The organism is Pleomorphomonas sp. PLEO (assembly GCF_041320595.1).
In the GTDB taxonomy this organism is placed as follows: Bacteria; Pseudomonadota; Alphaproteobacteria; order Rhizobiales; family Pleomorphomonadaceae; genus Pleomorphomonas.
The window spans coordinates 977,435-997,390 of sequence record NZ_CP166625.1 but is presented as its reverse complement, the minus strand read 5'-3'; the positions used below and the strand labels follow the sequence as shown (position 1 = coordinate 997,390).

Genomic DNA, 19,956 nt, shown 5'->3' with positions numbered 1-19,956 from the left:
GGCCGGCAATGCAGCATTTCCGGACTATGATGTCCATAGACGTAATGCCGATTTTCGATGGCCTATTCGGATTCCGCACGGCTGTCTTGCGCAAGCCGTCCGCCATTCCCATGCTGTCTTTGCCAATGGCTTGCATCACGGCCAAGGTTGTCTATACATATGAGACCAACATCCACCGCAGGTATCGACATGGCCACCCGCCTGTTTCGCAACGCCCGCCTCGTCACGATGGCCGATCCCGCCTGCATTGAGCCGGTGGAGCGGGCGGTGATCCTCGCCGTGGACGGCCGCATCGCCTACGCCGGCCCAGAGGCCCAGATGCCGGACGGCCTGCCGGCGAGCGCCGGTGTCGAAACGATCGATCTAGATGGGCGGCTGGTGACGCCGGGCCTCATCGACTGCCACACGCATCTCGTCCACGGCGGTGATCGCGCCCATGAGTTCGAGCTGCGGCTTGCCGGCGCCAGCTATGAGGAAATCGCCCGCGCCGGCGGCGGCATCGTTTCCACCGTCACCGCCACCCGAGCCGCCGGCGAGACCGGCCTCGTGGCGAGCGCCCTCCCCCGCCTCGATCGCCTGATCGCCGAGGGCGTCACCACCGTTGAGATAAAGTCCGGCTACGGCCTCGACCTCGAAAGCGAGCGCGCTCAGTTGCGGGCCGCCCGGCATCTCGCCGCCGAGCGAAAGGTGACGGTCAGCACCAGCTTCCTCGGCGCCCATGCGCTGCCAGTCGAATTCCGCGACGACCGCGCCGGCTATCTGGCGCTCGTCCGCGACAAGATGCTGCCGGCGATTGCCGCTGAAGGTCTCGCCGACTGCGTCGACGCCTTCTGTGAGGCGATCGCCTTTTCTCCGGCCGAGGTGGACGACCTATTCTCCGCCGCCCGGCGCCTTGGCCTCAAGGTACGCCTTCACGCCGACCAACTGTCCAATCTCGGTGGCGCGGCGCTCGCCGCCCGCCACGGTGCGCTATCGGCCGACCATCTGGAGCACACCGACGAGGATGGCGCCGCCGCCATGGCGGCAGCCGGCACCGTTGCCGTTTTGCTGCCCGGCGCCTTCTATTTCATCCGCGAAACCAAGTTGCCGCCGGTCGAGCTTTTCCGAAAGCATGGCACCCGTATCGCCATCGCCACCGATTGCAACCCCGGCACCTCGCCACTCACCTCGCCGCTTCTCACCATGAATATGGCGGCGACCCTGTTCCGCTTGACGGTGGCCGAGTGCCTGGCCGGCATGACCATCCACGCCGCCGCCGCCCTCGGCTTTGCGCGGGACGCTGGGTCGATCGAAGTTGGCAAATGGTGTGATCTCGCCGTCTGGGATGTCGAACGCCCAGCCGAACTCGTCTACCGCATGGGCTTCAACCCGCTCGCCGCCCGCTATTGGAGAGGTGAATGAAAGACACCCCGATCGTCCATCGCCTCATACCCGGCCAAGTGCCGCTGTCGGTTTGGCGCTCTATCTATTTCGGCGACGGGGTTGCCATCGACCCCGCCGCGCGCGGGCCTGTCGATAAGGCCGCCGCCACGATCGAAGCGATTCTCGGTAAGGGTGAGCCGGTCTACGGCGTCAACACCGGCTTCGGCAAACTCGCTTCGGTGCGCATCGACGCCGCCGATCTCGAAACGCTCCAGCGCAACATCGTGCTGTCGCACGCCGCCGGCGTCGGCGAGCCGCTGCCCATAGCCGTTGTCCGGCTGATCATGGCCTCGAAGCTCGCGAGCCTCGCCCAGGGTGCTTCCGGCGTGCGCTGGGAAACGCTGGCCCATCTCGCCGCTTGCCTCGATCGCGGCCTGATCCCGGTCATTCCTGGCCAAGGTTCGGTCGGCGCCTCCGGCGACCTGGCGCCCCTCGCTCACATGACGGCGGCGCTGATGGGCGTCGGGCAGATATTCGTCGACGGGCGGCCGGTCGACGCCGCCGCGGCACTGGAGGCGAACGGCCTCACGCCGCTGGTGCTTGGTCCCAAGGAGGGACTGGCCCTTCTCAACGGCACGCAAGTCTCGACCGCGCTGGCGCTGGCCGGCCTGTTCGAGACCGAGCGCGTGTTCCAGGCGGCCTTGGTCACCGGCGCGCTGTCGGTCGATGCGGCCATGGGTTCGGATGGTCCGTTCGATCCGCGCATTCATCTTCTGCGCCGTCACAAAGGCCAGATCGACGTCGCCGCCAGCCTGCGCGGCCTGCTGTCCGGCTCGGCCATCCGCGCCTCGCACCTCGACGACCACGGCCGCGTTCAGGATCCCTATTGCCTGCGCTGCCAGCCGCAGGTGATGGGCGCCTGCCTCGACCTGCTTAGACAGGCGGCGGCGACGCTTAACGAGGAGGCCAACGGCGTCTCTGATAATCCTCTGGTGTTCCCCGACACAGGCGAGGTGATCTCGGGCGGCAACTTCCACGCCGAACCAGTGGCCTTCGCCGCCGACATCATTGCCCTCGCCATCTGCGAGATCGGCTCGCTCGCCGAACGCCGCGTTGCCATGCTGGTCGATCCGGCACTGTCCGGTTTGCCAGCCTTCCTGACGCCGAAACCCGGCCTCAACTCCGGCTTCATGATCCCACAGGTGACAGCGGCGGCCCTTGTGTCGGAAAACAAGCAGATGGCCCATCCGGCCTCCGTCGATTCCATCCCGACGTCGGCCAACCAGGAAGATCACGTCTCCATGGCCGCCCATGGCGCCCGCCGCCTCTCGGGCATGGCGCGGAACGCCGCCCACGTCATCGGCATCGAGTATCTCGCCGCCGCGCAGGGCATCGACTTTCACGCGCCGCTTGGCACCTCCGCGCCTCTGGCCGCCGCGGTTCAGCTGTTGCGGGCCGACGTGCCGCAGCTTGCCGACGACCGGCATTTTGCCCCGGACATCGAGGCGGCGACCCGTCTCATCACCTCCGGCCGGCTCGCCGCTACCCTCGGAAGCGACCTCCTGCCGATCCTGGTGGAACAATGAGCGACGCGGCGGATCCGGTCATCCGGCGCGGCCGGGCACCACTCGTCCTGTCCCTGCCGCACGTCGGCACGGCGATCCCCGACGACATCGAGGCGCGGCTCGTTTCGCCCTGGCTGGCCCGCAAGGACGCCGACTGGTGGATCGACGAACTCTACGCCTTCGCCGCCGAACTCGACGCCACCATCGTCCGTGCGCATTGGTCGCGTACGGTAATCGACCTCAATCGCGACCCGACCGGTGTCTCGCTCTATCCGGGGCAAGCCACCACCGGCCTTTGCCCGCTGGAGACCTTCGACGGCGAGCCGCTCTATCGCCCAGGCGCCGAGCCGAACGCCGAGGAGATCGATGCGCGCAACGCCACCTACTATCAGCCTTACCATAGGGCCCTGACGGAAGAAATTAGCCGGCTACGTAACGCCAATGAACGCGTGGTGATCTACGACTGCCACTCCATCCGTTCCGCCATTCCCAGATTATTTGCCGACAAACTACCTGTCTTCAATCTCGGCACCAACAATGGCGTATCGGCCGATCCGGCCTTGATAAAGCAGGTCGCCGATATCATCGCCACCTCGGGACGCAGCCACGTGGTCGACGGCCGGTTCAAGGGTGGCTACATCACCCGCCATTACGGCCAGCCAGAAAACGGCATCCACGCCTTGCAGATGGAGCTCGCCTGTCGCGGCTACATTCGCGAAGCTCTGGGACCGGTCAGCGAAGCCAATTGGCCAGTAGCATTCGACGCGGGCTTCGCCGCGCCGACGCGGCTAACCCTTCAGGCCGTCCTCACCGCCTGCGTTGTGTTCGCCGGAAACTGAGGATCACTCCACCAGCCTGAGCGGCCGCTTGCCGGACGGGCCGGACAAGGGAATGACGTCCACGGCCACCGTCAGGCTATGGGCACCTGAGGTAACGATGACGCCGTCGAGCGGCGACACGTCGGAATAGTCGCGGCCGATGGCAAGAACCAGATGGTCCTCCCCGGCCATGATGCCGTTGGTCGGGTCGAGCCCCACCCAGCCGGCCTCGCCACCACACCACACTTCCACCCAGGCATGCGTGGCATCCGCGCCTTCGAGCCGGGCTTTGCCCGGCGGCGGCTCGGTGCGCAGATAGCCCGAGACGTAACGGGCCGGTAGCGCCAGCCCCCGAAGGCCGGCGATCATCACTTGGGCGAAGTCTTGGCAGACGCCCTCGCGCGCGGCAAAAGCATCGGACGGGCTGGTATCGGCATCGGTGGCACCCGGCACATAGGCAAAATCGGCCTTGATCCGCTTCATCAGGTCGATCGCCCCTTCCAGCATCGGTCGGCGTGCCGGAAAGGACGGCGCGGCGTAGCGGGTAATGGACGCATCAAGCGGCACCGACGGCGTGGCGAACAAGCCATGCACCGGCGAATCGGCCCCGGGATCGCTGCTCGCCGCTGCAAGCGCCCGAACTTCTCCGGCGGGCGGGGTCAGCGCGGCGAGATAGGGCTCGGCCGGCGCCACCTCAACCTCGGCAACGAGGCGAACCGTCAGTTCGTCATGCGGCCGATCGAGGGCAAAATGGCAGATGCGGTTACCGAAGAAATCGGTGGTCTCCTGCCGCTCGGCCGGAGTTGGCGCGATCAATAGCTTCGCCTGTCGCACCGTCTGCCCCTGGCGATCCACCGGCAGCAGGCGGGCAACGTGGCTCGAATAGGGAATGGCCGCCGCGTAAGTGTAGCGGGTTTCCTGGCGCAACTCGTAAATCATTCGAGCTCCTCCGGCCGCGCCTCGCTGGGGCGCTGAGTGAAGAAGCGGTCGGTGACCAGACCGGACAGCCTCAGCAGCCGGCTGATGATCTTGTCGATATCGCGCACCGCGATCTTCTCGGCGGCCGTGTTGGCGATGCGGGCGTCGAGCTTGCGGGCGAGACGCAACAGCTCCACCGGTCGGCCATCGAGACGGGTGGCGGGCAGCGCTTCGAGATGCTCGACGATGCGCGCCACCTGAAAGGCGATCGAACGTGGATTGGCGTCATCAAGAACCAAAAGGTCGATCACCGGCAGCGGCGCCGGACGCATGACGTAGCGCCAGCGATAGGTGATCTGGCTGTCGCCCGCCTCAAGCGCCAGGTCGAGTGTCTCGGTCGACGGCGCTTCGAGAGCAAAGCGCCGAATGACGGCCGCCGTGGACAGCGCCCGCTCAATGCGGCGGCCGAGATCGAGGAAGCGCCAGCCCATGGCGCGGTTCATATTCTCGGCGGCGAGACCGGCGAAGGCGGCAATGCGGCGGAGACCGTGGTTGACCTCCTCGAGCATCTGAGCCGGCGTCAGGCGCTGGCGGCCGACGGCCTCGAACAGGGTGGCAATTTCCGTCACTGCCCGGAAGGCATCCGGCGCCAGGCGATCGCGAATGGCCGAGCTGGCCGCTCGCGCCGCGCCGGTCAGGGCCGGCAGGCCCGAAGGCGAAGCCGGATCGCTGAGAACGGCGGCAACAAGGTCGATCGGTGCGCCTTCGAGTTCGAGGTCGACAGCGCCGATGAAGCGCAAATGCTCGATGAGCGCCCGGATGATGGGCTGATCGGCATCGCCGCCGGCCTCTACCAGCCGGTTGATCAGCGCCCTCAGAAGACGCAGCGTGCCTTCCGCCCGTTCGAGATAGCGGGCCAGCCAGTAGAGATTATCCGCCGAGCGCGATGGCAGCGTTCCGGTGGACCGGCGGATGGCGACGCGATCGGGCTGCGGCAAAAGCGAGGTTTGCTTGACCGGCGCATCGGATAGCACCCAGACGTCGGCGGTCTCGGCACCCTGCTGCATGGAAACCAGGCGAGCATCGCTCGACCCGGAAATGCGGCAGAAGCCGCCGGGCATCACCGTCCAGTCATCATCGCCGACCGCCGCCACGAACAGACGCAGCACGAACGGCTTGGGCACCAGACGACTGCCGTCCCACACCGGCATGGTGGAAAGACCGACATTTTCCTGCCCCACCACGTCGAGGCCACGTGCCTCGATCAGGGCTCGCGCTGTCTTCCGCTCGGCCTTGCTCATCGCCGCGCCGAGCTTGCTCCAGAAGGGCAGACCCGGCAGGGCACTGGAAAAAGCCGACGCGATGGCCATCCGGTCGAAGCGATCGAGCACCGTCCGCCGCTCCTTATCCTGGCCGCACCACCAGGTGGCCAGGTTGGCCAGCACCAACGGCTCGCCCAGCAGGTGTCGGCAGAGCGCCGGCATGAAACCCATCAGCGCTCGCGATTCGGCAATGCCGGACCCAAGCGCATTGGTGACGTCGACACCACCGGCCCGCACCGCCTGGACCAGCCCCGGCACGCCGAGCGCCGAGGCCGTCCTGAGTTCCAGCGGATCGGCGAAATCCGCATCGAGGCGCCGCCACAGCGCATCGATGCGCTTGAGGCCCGACACCGTACGCACGTAGACGGCGTCGTCGCGCACCGTCAGATCGCCGCCCTCCACCAGCAGGAAGCCGAGGTAGCGGGCGAGATAGGCGTGCTCGAAATAGGTCTCGTTGAGTCGGCCGGGCGTGAGCAGGCCAACCCGCGCTTCGGCACCGGCGTTGAGAGCGGCGAGGTCGTCGCGGAAGGCCTGGAAGAACGGGGCGAGACGCTCGACATTGAGGCCACGCGCCACCTCCGGCAGCGCCCGCGTCACCGCGAGGCGATTTTCCAGCGCATAGCCGGCGCCCGATGGCGCCTGCGCGCGGTCGGACAACACCCACCACTGGCCATCCGGCCCACGTCCCAAGTCGACGGCAAAGAAGCGCAGGAAACGGCCACCCTTTGGCTTGACGCCAACAAGCGGCCTCAGGAAATCCGGGCTGCCGGCGATGGCGGCGGCCGGCAGCACACCGTCGCGAGCGAGCCGGCCCGGACCGTAGACGTCGGCAAGCAGCGCCTCGGCCAGACGGGCGCGCTGAATGGCGCCCGCCGACAGTTCCGCCCATTCGGACGACGAAATGAGAAGCGGTACGGGCGTCAGCGGCCAGGGGCGCTCGGCGCCGGCCGGATCGTCATAGACGCGGAAGAACACACCGGAATTTTTGAGCTGTTGCTCGGCACCGGTAAAGGCTTCCCGCACGCCGTCCTCGCCAAGTTCGGCAAGGCGCTGAAGAAAGGCGGGCCAGGGGCCGCGCAGTGTGCCGTCCGGCGCCATCATCTCGTCATAGGCGCCGGCAAGCGGCTTATAGTCCCGCGTCAGCAGGCCAGCCCCGGCATTGCGTCCGGCGGTCGTCGGGTCAGGCTGAAGCTTGCTCATCAGGTTTCCGGCATGGGCGGAGGGCAGGACTTGCCCCACCGCGAGTTAATCAGACCGACGCAGCATCGCCAAGACGCCGCCAGTCGTAGGTACCTTTCAGACGCCCGCCGGCCGGCGCAAGTCGAGCGTCGTTGGGAATTCACCGGACGCTTCCTCGGCCGGAAGGTTCACCGTCCCCAGCGAATGCCCGAAATCCTGGAAGCGAGCGAGCCGTCGTGCCTCGGCCTCATAAGCGTTGACGGGGAAGGTATCGTAGCTGCGGCCACCGGGATGGGCAACAAAGTAGGTGGCGCCACCGAGCGAACGCTTCGACCAGCGATCGACGATCTCGAAGGTCAGCGGCGCGTTGACCGGCAGCACCGGGTGGATGCCGCTCGCCGGCTGCCAAGCCTTGAAGCGAACGCCTCCAACATAGCTGCCGTTGCGATCCGTCGCCGCCAGCGGCACGCGTCGGCCATTGCAGGCAAGCACGTGGCGGGCTGGATCGAAGCCGGAAAGGCGCGCCTGCAGCCGCTCCACCGAGCTGTCCACGAAGCGGACCGTGCCACCGGACGCCCCCTGTTCGCCGGTGACTTGCCAGGGCTCGAGCGCGCCCCTCAGTTCGAGCGAGACGCCCTGCTGGGTGACGGTGCCGAAATAGGGGAAGCGGAATTCGCGCTGCGCATCGTACCAGACCGATTCCATCGGATAGCCGGCCCGGTTGAGATCGGCGATCACCTCCAGGAAGTCCTGCCAGACGAAATGCTCCAGCATGAAGCGGTCGAATAGAGCCGTGCCGTGGCGCGTGAAGCTGCCTTGCTGCGGCTCCTTCCAGAACCAGGCGATCAGCGCCCTCAAGAGAAGCTGCTGGGCGAGCGACATGCGCGCGTCCGGCGGCATCTCGAAGGAGCGGAACTCGATAAGACCCAGCCGGCCGGTCGGTCCATCCGGCGAGAACAGCTTGTCGATGCAGATCTCGGAACGATGGGTGTTGCCGGTGACGTCGGTCAGAAGGTTGCGGAACAGCCGGTCGACCAGCCAAGGCAGCGGCGCCGGTCCTTCGCCCGGCGCCGGCACCTGGGCCAGAGCGATCTCGAGTTCGTAAAGACTGTCGTGCCGCGCCTCGTCGACACGCGGCGCCTGGCTGGTCGGCCCGATGAACAGGCCTGAGAACAGATAGCTGAGCGAAGGATGCCGTTGCCAATAGAGAACCAGACTCTTGAGCAGATCGGGCCGGCGCAGGAACGGACTATTAGCCGGCGTTTCACCACCGACCACCACGTGGTTGCCGCCGCCGGTCCCGGTATGGCGGCCGTCGATCATGAACTTGTCGGTACCGAGGCGGGAAAGTCGCGCCTCCTCGTAGACGGTCGAGGTAATGTCGACGCAGTCCCGCCAGCCGGCGGCCGGATGAATGTTGACCTCGATGACGCCGGGGTCCGGCGCCACGCGAACGACGTTGAGGCGCGGGTCGGCCGGCGGCGGATAGCCCTCGATGTGAACCGGCAAGCCGAGATCCTCGGCTGTCGCTTCGACGGCGGCGAGAAGTTCCAGATAGTCGTCGGCGCCGGCCACCGGTGGCATGAACACGCAGAGGCGGCCATCCCTGGGCTCGACGCTCATCGCCGTGCGCACCGCGCCAACACCGGTCATCCACTGGGTGACGCGCGGATCATCGGGCGCCGCCTCGCGCGAATGCTCGTAGGCGGTGGCAAGCTCGTCGGGATCCGGCAGCTCGGGCAGTTCGCCCATGAGATCACGGTCGACGTGGAACGGATAGGCGGCCGGTGGCACCCATGGCAGGGCAGCGAGCGGCAGACGGAAGCCGGCTGGCGAGTCGCCGGGAACCAGGTAGAGCTTGCCGCGCCGGAAACTCCAAACCTCCGACACCCAGTTCCGGCCGGCGCTGGCCTGCCAGCGCTGCACGGGCAACACATAGGCGCTGGGCGTGCCAAGACCACGCTCGAACACGTGGGCAATGCGGGCGCGCGCCTCAGGATCGTCGAGCTTGTTGTCTTCCGTGGTGACGTTGTCCGGCAGGCCACCTTCCTTCAGGATCCAGTAGGCCGGATCCTCGTAGGCGGGCACGGCGCAGCGGCCGGGCACGCCAAGCCGACGGGCAACGCCGCGGGCGAGCGAGCAGGCCGCGTCGGCATCGGCCGTCGTCGGCTGGCTTTCGGGCGCGACAAGGTCGAGATTGCGCCAGATCGGCTTGCCGTCCTTGCGCCAGTAGAGCGAGAACGTCCAGCGCGGCAGGCTCTCGCCGGGATACCACTTGCCCTGGCCGTAATGCAGAAAACCGCCCGGTGCGAAACGAGCAGCAAGGCGGCGGATCAAGTCATCGGCAAGGCCACGCTTGGTGGGACCGACGGCAGCGGTGTTCCACTCCTCCGACTGGTAGTCGTCGATCGAGACGAAAGTCGGCTCGCCGCCCATGGTCAGGCGCACGTCGCCGTCCCTAAGATCGGCATCCACCGCTTCGCCCAGCTCGTTGAGCCGCGCCCAGGCTTCGTCCGAGAACGGCCAGGTGACGCGCGGCCGCTCGTCAATGCGGGCGATCTTCATGTCGAAGAAGAATTCGGTCTTGGTGTCGGGCGCCCCGCTGTAGGAGCCAACGATCGGCGCCGCCGAGCGATAGTGCGGCGTCGCAGCCAGCGGAATGTGGCTCTCACCGGTCAACAGACCCGAGGTGGGATCGAGACCGATCCAGCCGGCGCCGGGAATGTAGACCTCTGCCCAGGCGTGCAAGTCGGTGAAGTCGACCTCGGTACCGGACGGGCCATCGAGCGCCTTGACGTCCGGCCGGAGCTGAATGAGGTAGCCGGAGACGAAGCGGGCCGCGAGGCCGAGCCGGCGCAACAGCTGCACCAGCAGCCAGCCGCTGTCACGGCAAGAGCCGGCGCCGCGCGACAGCGTCTCCTCCGGGTCCTGCACGCCCGGCTCGAGACGGATTTCATAGGCGATGTGCTGCTGCAGCGCCTGGTTCACCGCAACGACGAAATTGGTGGTCTGGGCCTGCTCGCGCGGGATCGTCGCCAGATAGGCTTCGAACAGCTCGCCCTCTCCCTCGCATTCGAGGAAAGGCGCAAGATCCTTGGCAAGCTCCGGCGCGTAGGCAAAAGGCCAGTACTCGGCATACTCCTCGATGAAGAAGTCGAACGGATTATAGACCGCCATCTCGGCGAGCAGGTCAACGCTGACCGAGAACTCGGTCGCCGGCTCAGGGAAAATGAAGCGGGCCAGCCAGTTACCGTGCGGGTCCTGCTGCCAGTTGACGAAATGGTTCTCCGGCGTGACCTTCAGCGTGTAGGCCGGCACGGCGATGCGGCTGTGCGGCGCCGGCCTCAGCCGCACCACTTGGGGGGAGAGAACCACGGGCTTGTCATAGACGTAGCGGGTGACGTGCGTCAGCTTTGTCAGGACGGCCATTATCTCTCCCTGCGGGCGCGTTGGGCGCGACCGCATTTAAGGGCGAAACGCCCATCCGGGAAAGCCCTGAGCTTGAGCGTCACCTGCACGCTTTATAGGCAGACCGTCAGGGCTTGCGCGACAACGGGTCGATGATGATGTCGTAAAGCCTGGAGGTCGACAGCGTGGCGATCTCTTCGTAAAGTGCATTGTCGGTGGGAAGGCCTGTGGCGGCGGCGTCGACCGGAGGCGGCACCACCCAGCGCAGACGGTCCCAGCCACGGCTCTGTCCCTCGATCTTCAACACCTCGACGAACTTGCGGCCGATACCACGGTTGCGGAAGGCTGGCAGGACATAGATATCCTCTAGATGGCCGACCCGGTGACCGGACATGGTATCGGGCAGGTCGAAAAACACGGCGAAGCCGATCAGCTCTTCATCGACGAAGGCGCCCAGTACTTCCGTCGCCGGATCGACAGCAAGGAGTTCGGAATAATATTCGTCCGGACGGCGCGGCGCCCCACGCTTCATTGCCTGAGCATAGGCGGCGATGATCGGCGCCAGCTTGTGGGCGTCCGCCTGGGTGACGGCGGCAATCGTCAGCGACATGGTCAATAGTCCCCCGGAAAAGCGACACTTAGGCGTGACACTCGCATTACTTGCCCCATGCGGCCGGCTTGGGCAAGGCTGAGACGAAAGGGATATGCGTTTTTTGAACTTCAACGAGGCGAGGCGCTTTCCCAACGTGATGCCGGCTAGGCTGGTCATTGAGCGCGGCCATCGTTATCGTCGCAGCCGAAATCGGCAGAACGACTGGGGGACACGCCGCGATGAGCGACATCTTCGACCATTTCCGCCGTCAGGCCGAGGCCTGCCGCAACATGGGCTCGCCGTTCACTGCCCGCCTTGCCGATCTTGCTCCGCGCTTTGTCGACGCGACAACGTTGACCGGCCGCCGCGTCATTGCCTGGAAAGGCCACGCCGGTGAGGACGCCGTGCCGCTGCGTCTGTTCGGCGGCCTGCACCGCCTGGTGCTAACCGGCCGCGACGCCGGGCTCGCCGCCGTCTATCCGCCGGCTGAGGCGTCCGACGAGGCGCTTGCCGCCGCCGTGCGCACCGCCATCGCCCGGCATGACCACGACCTCCACGACATTCTGATGAGCCCGCCGCAGACCAACGAGGTCGGCCGCTCGGCCATGCTGCTGCCCGGCTTCCTGTGGCTCGCCCGCAGATTCGGGCCGAAGCTCGACATCTTGGAGATCGGCGCCAGCGCCGGCCTCAACCTTCACTGGGACAGCTACGCCTATCGCTACGGCACGGCCCGCTGGGGAAAGCCGAAAGCCCCGCTCGAACTCGGCCCCGAATGCGAGACGCCACCGCCGCTCGACGGCGAGATCGAGGTGGTGCGTCGCCGGGCCTGCGACCTTGCCCCGCTCGACCCGGCGGATGCCGAGCACCGCACCCGCCTTCTCTCCTACGTCTGGGCTGACCAGAGCGAACGCAAGGCGCGCCTGATCGCAGCGCTCAAACACGCGGCCGCTCGGCCCGAGCGGGTGGAGGCGATCGACGCGGCCGAGTTCCTGAATCGCGAGCTGACCGCGCCACCGATCGAGGGAGCGCTGCGCGTCGTGGTGCATTCGATCTTCTGGCAATATCTCGCCGATCCGGCCCGCCTTGGCATCCAGACGGCCATGCTGCGGGCGGCCCAGACGGCACCAATCGCCTGGTTGCGGCTCGAGGCGGATGGCCACGCGCCCGGCGCCGGCCTCCTCGTCACGCTGTTTCCCTCCGGCGAACACCACGTCCTGGCGCGGGGCGATTTCCATGGCCGCTGGCTGCGCTGGCTGGGCGACACCTAAAGAAAAGGCCGGGGCCAATGAACTGACCCCGGCCTTGGAGATTTTTCCTACGCCGGAGCGTCGGATCACTTGAATTCGCGGATATCCACGAAGTGGCCGGCAATCGCCGCCGCCGTCGCCATGGCCGGCGATACGAGGTGTGTGCGGCCCAGGTAGCCTTGCCGTCCCTCGAAATTGCGGTTCGAGGTGGAGGCGCAACGCTCGCCGGGTGACAGCTTGTCGGGGTTCATGGCCAGACACATAGAACAGCCCGGCTCGCGCCACTCGAAGCCCGCCTCGATGAAGATCTTGTCGAGGCCTTCCGCTTCCGCCTGTTCCTTGACGAGGCCGGAGCCCGGCACGATCATGGCAAGCTTGATCGAAGACGCCACCTTGCGCCCCTTGGCCACGGCCGCGGCTGCTCTCAGATCCTCGATACGGCCATTGGTGCAGGAGCCGACGAACACCTTGTCGAGGGTGATATCGGTCATCTTCTGGCCGGGCTTGAGACCCATGTAGTCGAGCGCGCGCCACTTGGACGTACGCTTCGTCTCATCAGCGATAGCGTCGGGATCGGGCACCACGCCGGTGATCGACACGACGTCCTCGGGGCTGGTGCCCCAGGTGACGATCGGCGGCAGACTGGCGGCATCGAGCGTCACCACTTTGTCGAAGTGAGCGCCTTCGTCGGTGTAGAGCGTCTGCCAGTAAGCCTTGGCGCGCTCCAGCGCCTCGCCGGTCGGCGCCTTCGGCCGGCCGGTGATATAGGCATAGGTCGACTCATCCGGCGCGATCAGACCGGCGCGGGCACCGCCCTCGATCGACATGTTGCAGACGGTCATGCGGCCTTCCATCGACAGGGCGCGGATCGCCTCGCCGGCATATTCGATGACGTGGCCGGTGCCGCCGGCCGTGCCGATCTCACCGATGATCGCCAGCACGATATCCTTGGCGGTAACGCCGGCCGGCGCCTTGCCGTCGACGCGCACCAGCATGTTCTTCGCCTTCCGCTGGATCAACGTCTGCGTGGCGAGCACATGCTCGACCTCGGAGGTGCCGATACCATGCGCGAGGGCGCCAAAGGCACCGTGCGTCGAGGTGTGGCTGTCGCCACAGACGATGGTCATGCCCGGCAGCGTGAAACCCTGCTCGGGACCAACCACGTGGACGACGCCCTGACGCCGGTCGAGTTCGTTATAATATTCGACGCCGAATTCGGCGGCGTTGATGGCGAGCTGCCCGACCTGCTCGCGGCTCTCGGCATCTTCGATGCCCTTGCTACGATCGGTGGTCGGCACGTTGTGGTCGACGACGGCCAGCGTCTTCTGGGGCTGATGCACCTTGCGGCCGGCGGTCCTCAGGCCCTCGAAGGCCTGCGGGCTGGTCACCTCATGTATGAGATGGCGGTCGATGTAGAGCAGCGAGGTGCCGTCGGCCTGCGTCTCGACCACGTGGTCGTCAAAGATCTTGTCGTAGAGGGTGCGGAGCTTGGCGGTCATGATGATCGAACTTTCGATTCCGTGAGGCGGGCGAACCACGCCCCTGACATGCATAGAAAATCATGGAGTGGCCGATACGTCGGCCGTCATCTCAGGGCCGGAGTCGGCTGTCGCCGGTCTGCCGCGCCAGAAACCGCCATGGCAGGCGCGCGTGATCGTGGGCCGGAAAGTAATCGGCCGACGTCGGCAGGCGCGTGATCTGCGGCTTCGCGTACATAAGCGCTCTATACTGAAAAACCGACCCGCCGACAATCGCCGATATGTCGGTGCGGCGACCGGGGCGCATGGCCTGAACATGAAAGCGCCCAGCCTCGGGGGAAGGCTGGGCGCGGCGCTAGGGATCAGCGCGGGGCCGGGAGGGGAACCCGGCCGACGGTCACCGCCACTGGCGAGACGGGGGGCAGTGCCTATTGGGCGGTGCCGTCATGATTATGATTTGGTGCGGTCCCCCTCGAAAACAAGAGAGGGGGAGTTAACAACGCCGTGAGTACGGCCGTGATCGCCGAAAGTCGAATATCCGGTCAGCCAACCAGTGCCTTGAACTCGGCGAGGATGGCGGCGCCCATGGCGCGCGTGTCGATGGTCGCCTCGCCCTTCTGGGCGATATCCTTGGTCCGGAGCCCTTTGCCGAGCACGCGGGCGATAGCCTCGTCGAGCTTGCCGGCGAGATCGATCAGGCCGAAGGAATAGCGCAGCGCCATGCCGAAGGAGGCGATCATGGCGATCGGATTGGCAGCGCCCGTTCCGGCGATATCCGGTGCCGAACCATGGACCGGCTCATAGAGCGCCTTGCGCTTGCCGGTGGCCGCGTCAGGCGCACCGAGCGAGGCCGACGGCAGCATGCCCAGCGAACCGGTCAGCATGGCGCCGATATCCGAGAGCACATCGCCGAACAGGTTGTCGGTCAGGATGACGTCGAACTGCTTGGGGTAGCGGACGAGCTGCATGGCACAGTTGTCGGCCAGGATGTGGTCGAGCTTGACGTCGGCATACTCTTCCTTGCCGACCTTGGTCACCACCTGGTTCCACAGCACGCCAGACTTCATGACGTTGCGCTTCTCGGCCGAGGAGACACGGCCATTGCGCGCCTTGGCGAGGTCGAAGGCGACCCGGGCGATGCGCTCGATCTCGTGCGTGGTGTAGACCTGCGTATCGACGGCGCGCTTCTCGCCGTTCTCCAGCGTGACGATTTCCTTCGGCTCGCCGAAATAGACGCCACCTGTCAGCTCGCGGACGATCAGGATGTCGAGGCCTTCCACCACTTCGCGCTTCAGCGAGGAGGCGTCGGCCAGCGCCGGATAGCAGATGGCCGGACGAAGATTGGCGAACAGGCCGAGGTCTTTACGGAGGCGCAGGAGGCCAGCTTCCGGGCGGCAATTATAAGGAACGCTATCCCACTTGGGTCCACCGACGGCGCCGAACAGCACCGCGTCGGCGGCCAGCGCCTTGGCCATGTCGGCTTCCGAAATGGCCGCGCCGTGGGCGTCGTAGGCCGAACCGCCGACGAGACCGCGATCGAGCGAAAAATCGGTGAGACCCTTGCCATTCAGGAAGGCAATGATCGTTTCGACCTCGGTCATGATTTCCGGGCCGATGCCGTCGCCGGGCAGCAGGAACAGCGAATTCTTTGCCATCATCGCATCCTTAGAACTTGAAAACGGGGCGCACGACCTCCTCCGGCCGGCTTTCGGCCGCTAGCCGTAATCGCCTTGTCGCCAAGGTTCAAGGGGCAAGCGTACCGGAGAGGACGGTGAAATCACCGCTGTCGCGGTCGAGCACGTGCAGCTCGCCCTCGGCAACATCAAACCACGCGCCGTGCAACGCCAATGAACCGGACTCGACCCGGTTCTTGACGAAGGGATAGGCGAGAAGATTGTTCAGCGACGCCTTGATCGCCTCATGCTCAAGCGCGGTGTAGCGCAAGCCAGGGCCGATGGAATGGTCACAGCGCACCCGCTCGGTCGTCTCATCCAGCACCGACACCCACTTGCCGATGAAATCGGTCGGCGTCAGCGGGGCGCGGTGGTCGAGCGCCGCCACGATGCCGCCGCAACGACCGTGGCCCATCACCACGATATGGCGAACGGCGAGCGCTATCACCGCGAATTCGAGGGCAGCCGAGGTGCCATGCGTCTCACCATCCGGCGTATAGGGTGGCACGAGGTTGGCGACGTTGCGGACGACAAAGATCTCGCCCGGACCGGCATCGAAGATCACTTCTGGCGACACACGGCTGTCCGAACAGCCGATGATCATGATGTGAGGCTTTTGTCCCTCGGAGGCCAGTCGCTTGTAGCGCTCGTTCTCGCTGGGGTAACGGCCTTCCCGAAAAGCCTCGTAACCGGTCGTCAGACGCCCCGGAAAGGAGGCAGGCAGCTTCGGGCGAAGGGGAGCTTTCGGTTCAGTCATCATGGAAGTCCGGCTGGAGGGCAAGGCGACGGACAAGATTCCCGCCCGGCGGGTTATACGGAAGTCTACTTATAGGCGTCAATCATCGCGCGTTTCACAAGGTCTCGATCGTCGAGGGCCGCGCGACGCCCCTTCGAGAGGTCCCTAGCCGACGAATATCGACCATGGCCATCGGGTGGACCAGGGCGTCCTGCTCGTCGACCAACTCCAGTTCGCGCGCTCCAGCCTTCACCGACCGGGCGATCACTTCGAAGGTGGAGGCCGAGGCGGCGGCGAGGGCCGCCTCGTCGGACGCGCCGCCGATCAACCTCGACAAGAACAGCGCCGCGAACAGATCGCCGGTGCCGTTGGGAGCGCCTTCAATCAGCTGGTTCTCGGCAATGATGGTCTCATTGGCGGTGACCAGCGCAGCGGCGATCTTGCCGGCCATCAGCGCCGGCGCCGAGGTGACGACGACGCGCTTCGGCCCGAGCGCCCGCGCCGCCACTGCGATCTCGCTCAACGTGTCGATCGGCAGGCCCGTCAGCCAGCCCAGTTCGAAGCGATTGGGCGTAGCGATGTCGGCGATGGCGACCAAACGGTCGCGCTGGGCGATGGCAACCGGCTCGGGCACGTAAAGGCTGCCTGTACCAGCGCTGCCCATGTCGCCGATCACCGGATCGGCCAGATGCAGCGCTTTGGGATTGGCCGCTCTGACGGCGGCCACCAGCGCGGCGGCGGCATCCGCCTGCCCGGCCGAGCCCAGATAACCGGTGATGATTCCGCCCACCTCGGACAGCCAGGGCGAGCGGGCAAGATCGGCGCAGAGCGCCGCGAAATCCGTCTCCGGCAGGGCCATCCGGTGAGCGCGGCCATGGCCAGGATGCCAGGGCAGGATGACCGTCGGCAACGTCCAGACGCGATGGCCGAGCCGTTCCAGCGCGAAGGCGGCGCGAGCGCCCACCGATCCGCGGACAACAAAGGAGGAGAGAACGATGATGGCAGGACGGCTCATGGTCTGCGGCTTTTCCAAATGGATGGCGGCTTGGCGAGGCGACGGCCCTCCGTTTAGCCTATGATCAATCGCCGTACACCCCGAATCAGCCGATGCCGACCGAAAAACCAGCCTCCTCGCTTCATGACCTGTTCGGAGCCACCGCTCCCCGCCCAGCGGCCGGCGGGGATGTGGTGCAGGTGCTTACCCCGGTCGGGCTCGATCTCTCCTATTCCTATCGCGTACCGCACGGAATGGCGGTTGGGCCGGGCTCGATCGTTCAAGTTCCGCTCGGCCCGCGCAAGGTGGTGGGCATCGTAACCGGCGAACCGGCCGAACTTTCGGCCTCGTCGAACCGGCTCCGCCCGATCGAGATCGCCTTCGACGCGCCGCCGCTCACGCCGGAGATGCTCACCTTCGTCGATTGGGTCGCCCGCTACACGCTGACGCCGCGCGGCATGGTGATGCGCATGGTCCTGCGCGCCCCGGATGCGTTGGAGCCGGAACCGCCACTGCGTGGCCTGATTGCGACGAGCGCACCGCCCGAACGCCTCACCGACGCGCGCCGCCGGGTGCTGGCTTTGCTCGTTGAGAACGAAGGCCAGGCATGGACGCGCGCCGGTCTCGCGGCGGCGGCCGGCGTGTCGCCCTCCGTCGTCGAAGGCTTGGTAACCGCCGGCGCACTCGCCGAGATCGACCTGCCACCCGGCCGACCGTTCCGAACGCCCGATCCTGATTTCAATCCCATCGAGCTCACCCCCGATCAAAGCGCCGCCGTGGCCAAGCTGCGTGAAGCGCAACTCGACGGCGTAACGCTGATCGACGGCGTCACCGGCTCGGGCAAGACCGAGGTCTACCTTGAAGCGGTGGCGGATGCGCTACGCGCCGGCCGGCAGGCCCTGATCCTGGTGCCGGAGATCGCGCTCACCCGCGCCTTCCTCGAGCGCTTCTCGGAGCGCTTCGGAGCGCTGCCGGCCGAATGGCATTCCGACGTCGGCCCGAAGATACGGGCCCGCACATGGCGTGCCGTGGCGCTCGGCGAAGCCCGCGTCGTGGTCGGCGCCCGTTCGGCGCTGTTTCTGCCCTTCTCCAACCTGGGCCTGATCGTCATCGATGAGGAACACGACAGCGCCTACAAGCAGGAAGAATGGGCGAGCTATCATGCGCGCGACATGGCGGTGGTGCGCGGCCGGCTCGAAAAGATCCCCGTCATTCTCGCGTCGGCGACGCCGTCGCTCGAAAGCCGCGTCAATGCGGAACGCGGCCGCTACCGGCACATCATCCTGCCGGCCCGCGCCACCGGTCGCGATCTGCCCAGCCTCTACGCCATCGACATGCGCAAGGCCGGTCCGCCGCGCGGCCGCTTTCTGGCGCCCGGCCTCGTCGCCGCCATCCGTCAGGTGACCGAGCGCGGCGAACAGGCCATGCTATTTCTCAACCGGCGCGGTTACGCACCGTTGACCCTCTGCCGGTCCTGCGGCCACCGGTTCCAGTGCCCTGAATGCTCGGCCTGGCTGGTGGAACACCGATTTCGCGGACGGCTCGTCTGCCATCATTGCGGCCATACGGTGCCCCGGCCCGAGGCCTGCCCCTCCTGCGGTACGCTCGATAGCCTGGTCGCCTGTGGCCCCGGCGTCGAGCGCATCGCCGAGGAGATGCAGACGCTGCTGCCCGACAAACGCACCGTGGTGCTGTCTTCCGACATGGGGGGCGGCATCCAGCGCCTCCGGGCAGAGTTCGAGGCGGTGGCCAAGGGCGAGTGCGATATCGTCGTCGGCACCCAGATGGTTGCCAAGGGCCACACCTTCCCCAAGCTGACGCTGGTCGGCGTGGTCGACGCCGATCTCGGCCTTTCCCAAGGCGACCCCCGCGCCGCCGAGCGGACCTTTCAGCTGCTTGCCCAGGTGACCGGCCGCGCCGGCCGCGTCATGGGCAAGGGGATCGGCCTGCTCCAGACCTACGCGCCGGAAAGCCCGGTGATCGAGGCGTTGGTCTCCGGCGATGGCGAACGTTTCTATCGCACCGAGCTTGCCGAGCGCGAGCGATCGGCCATGCCGCCTTTCGGTCGCCTCGCGGCGATTCTGGTCTCCGGACCAAGCCGCGAGCTTGCCGAGGACCACGCCCGCCACCTTGCCCGTATGGCGCCACGCGATCCGGCGGTTGAAGTGCTTGGCCCGGCAGAGGCGGCGCTGGCCGTCGTGCGCGGACGCCACCGCTTTCGCCTGATCGCCCATTCGGGACGCGATACCGATCTGTCGGCCTATATGCGAGCCTGGATCGCCGCCGCCGACCGGCCAACGCGCGGTGTCGAGGCTTATGTCGATGTCGATCCGCAAAGTTTCCTGTGAGGATCGGAATCAGCTCGCAATGCGACGGCTTCGTGGGCTAGGGTCAACGCCATCTAAAACGATAAAGCATTCGACTTTAGGATAAGCATTTTTTAAGGGGATGTCCCAAGCGGCCATTTACCTAAGGATATCCGCGCAAAAAACCGAATTCCTGAATCCAGTGAACGCGTTGCGTGAGGGAAACTCCTGTGGTAGACGGTGCCAAGTTCGCTGCGGGGCCGTGTGCCGTGCCGCCGTCGTATTCTATTATGCGAATATCTTCAAAGCGTTCAGCCGGGTGAACCTTTGATGGTTCGCACCGATGAGGGGTTCTTAC

The 19,956-nt window shown here is 66.3% G+C and carries 13 protein-coding genes; 5 read left to right on the top strand and 8 right to left on the bottom strand.

Translation table 11 applies throughout. The features are described from left to right. The first annotated feature begins 189 nt into the window (after positions 1-189). From hutI to hutG, 3 genes are read left to right on the top strand one after another with little or no spacing between them, the layout of a single operon-like run. Positions 190-1,401 (top strand): imidazolonepropionase, encoded by a 1,212-nt coding sequence (gene hutI / locus AB6N07_RS04395; protein WP_370678190.1) that lies wholly within the window; start codon positions 190-192, stop codon positions 1,399-1,401. After that, positions 1,398-2,948 carry a histidine ammonia-lyase gene (hutH, locus tag AB6N07_RS04390; RefSeq protein ID WP_370676595.1) on the top strand — a complete coding sequence of 517 codons (1,551 nt, stop codon included), beginning with the start codon at positions 1,398-1,400 and terminating at the stop codon, positions 2,946-2,948. Before hutI ends, hutH begins: the two co-directional genes overlap by 4 nt. Beyond that, complete coding sequence (hutG, locus tag AB6N07_RS04385) at positions 2,945-3,766, top strand: N-formylglutamate deformylase (protein WP_370676594.1); 822 nt, start codon at positions 2,945-2,947, stop codon at positions 3,764-3,766. The genes hutH and hutG overlap by 4 nt, the downstream gene beginning before the upstream one ends. A 3-nt stretch (positions 3,767-3,769) precedes the next feature. Here the strand turns inward: hutG and AB6N07_RS04380 are convergent, their stop codons facing one another. From AB6N07_RS04380 to AB6N07_RS04365, 4 genes are all read right to left on the bottom strand, one after another. Then, the gene (locus tag AB6N07_RS04380; RefSeq protein WP_370676593.1) at positions 3,770-4,684 is read right to left on the bottom strand and encodes a transglutaminase N-terminal domain-containing protein; all 915 of its coding nucleotides are present in this window, start codon (positions 4,682-4,684) and stop codon (positions 3,770-3,772) included. Beyond that, positions 4,681-7,185: a circularly permuted type 2 ATP-grasp protein gene (locus tag AB6N07_RS04375; RefSeq protein WP_370676592.1), complete on the bottom strand. Its 2,505-nt coding sequence runs from the start codon at positions 7,183-7,185 to the stop codon at positions 4,681-4,683. The genes AB6N07_RS04380 and AB6N07_RS04375 overlap by 4 nt, the downstream gene beginning before the upstream one ends. A gap of 96 nt (positions 7,186-7,281) precedes the next feature. After that, a complete protein-coding gene (locus AB6N07_RS04370; protein ID WP_370676591.1) occupies positions 7,282-10,593 on the bottom strand; it encodes a DUF2126 domain-containing protein in 3,312 nt (1,103 codons plus the stop codon). Positions 10,594-10,699: 106 nt separating this feature from the next. Further along, positions 10,700-11,182: a GNAT family N-acetyltransferase gene (locus AB6N07_RS04365; protein WP_370676590.1), complete on the bottom strand. Its 483-nt coding sequence runs from the start codon at positions 11,180-11,182 to the stop codon at positions 10,700-10,702. A gap of 221 nt (positions 11,183-11,403) precedes the next feature. Between AB6N07_RS04365 and AB6N07_RS04360 the strand changes: the two genes are divergently transcribed. Then, positions 11,404-12,432, top strand: a complete 1,029-nt coding sequence (locus tag AB6N07_RS04360; RefSeq protein ID WP_370676589.1) for a DUF2332 domain-containing protein — start codon at positions 11,404-11,406, stop codon at positions 12,430-12,432. Positions 12,433-12,497: 65 nt separating this feature from the next. Here the strand turns inward: AB6N07_RS04360 and leuC are convergent, their stop codons facing one another. The 4 genes from leuC to pdxY all read right to left on the bottom strand — a co-directional run bounded on the left by leuC (position 12,498) and on the right by pdxY (position 17,313). Then, positions 12,498-13,910: a 3-isopropylmalate dehydratase large subunit gene (gene leuC, locus AB6N07_RS04355; RefSeq protein ID WP_370676588.1), complete on the bottom strand. Its 1,413-nt coding sequence runs from the start codon at positions 13,908-13,910 to the stop codon at positions 12,498-12,500. Between the two features lie 521 nt (positions 13,911-14,431). Continuing rightward, positions 14,432-15,544: a 3-isopropylmalate dehydrogenase gene (gene leuB, locus AB6N07_RS04350; RefSeq protein ID WP_370676587.1), complete on the bottom strand. Its 1,113-nt coding sequence runs from the start codon at positions 15,542-15,544 to the stop codon at positions 14,432-14,434. A gap of 88 nt (positions 15,545-15,632) precedes the next feature. Further along, entirely contained in the window at positions 15,633-16,319 is a 687-nt protein-coding gene (locus AB6N07_RS04345; protein ID WP_370676586.1) for a carbonic anhydrase, read from the bottom strand. Positions 16,320-16,413: 94 nt separating this feature from the next. Continuing rightward, entirely contained in the window at positions 16,414-17,313 is a 900-nt protein-coding gene (pdxY, locus tag AB6N07_RS04340; RefSeq protein ID WP_370676585.1) for a pyridoxal kinase, read from the bottom strand. 92 nt (positions 17,314-17,405) lie between these two features. On the opposite strand from pdxY, the gene AB6N07_RS04335 reads away from it, so the two are divergent. Next, positions 17,406-19,640 carry a primosomal protein N' gene (locus AB6N07_RS04335; RefSeq protein WP_370676584.1) on the top strand — a complete coding sequence of 745 codons (2,235 nt, stop codon included), beginning with the start codon at positions 17,406-17,408 and terminating at the stop codon, positions 19,638-19,640. Positions 19,641-19,956 lie beyond the last annotated feature (316 nt).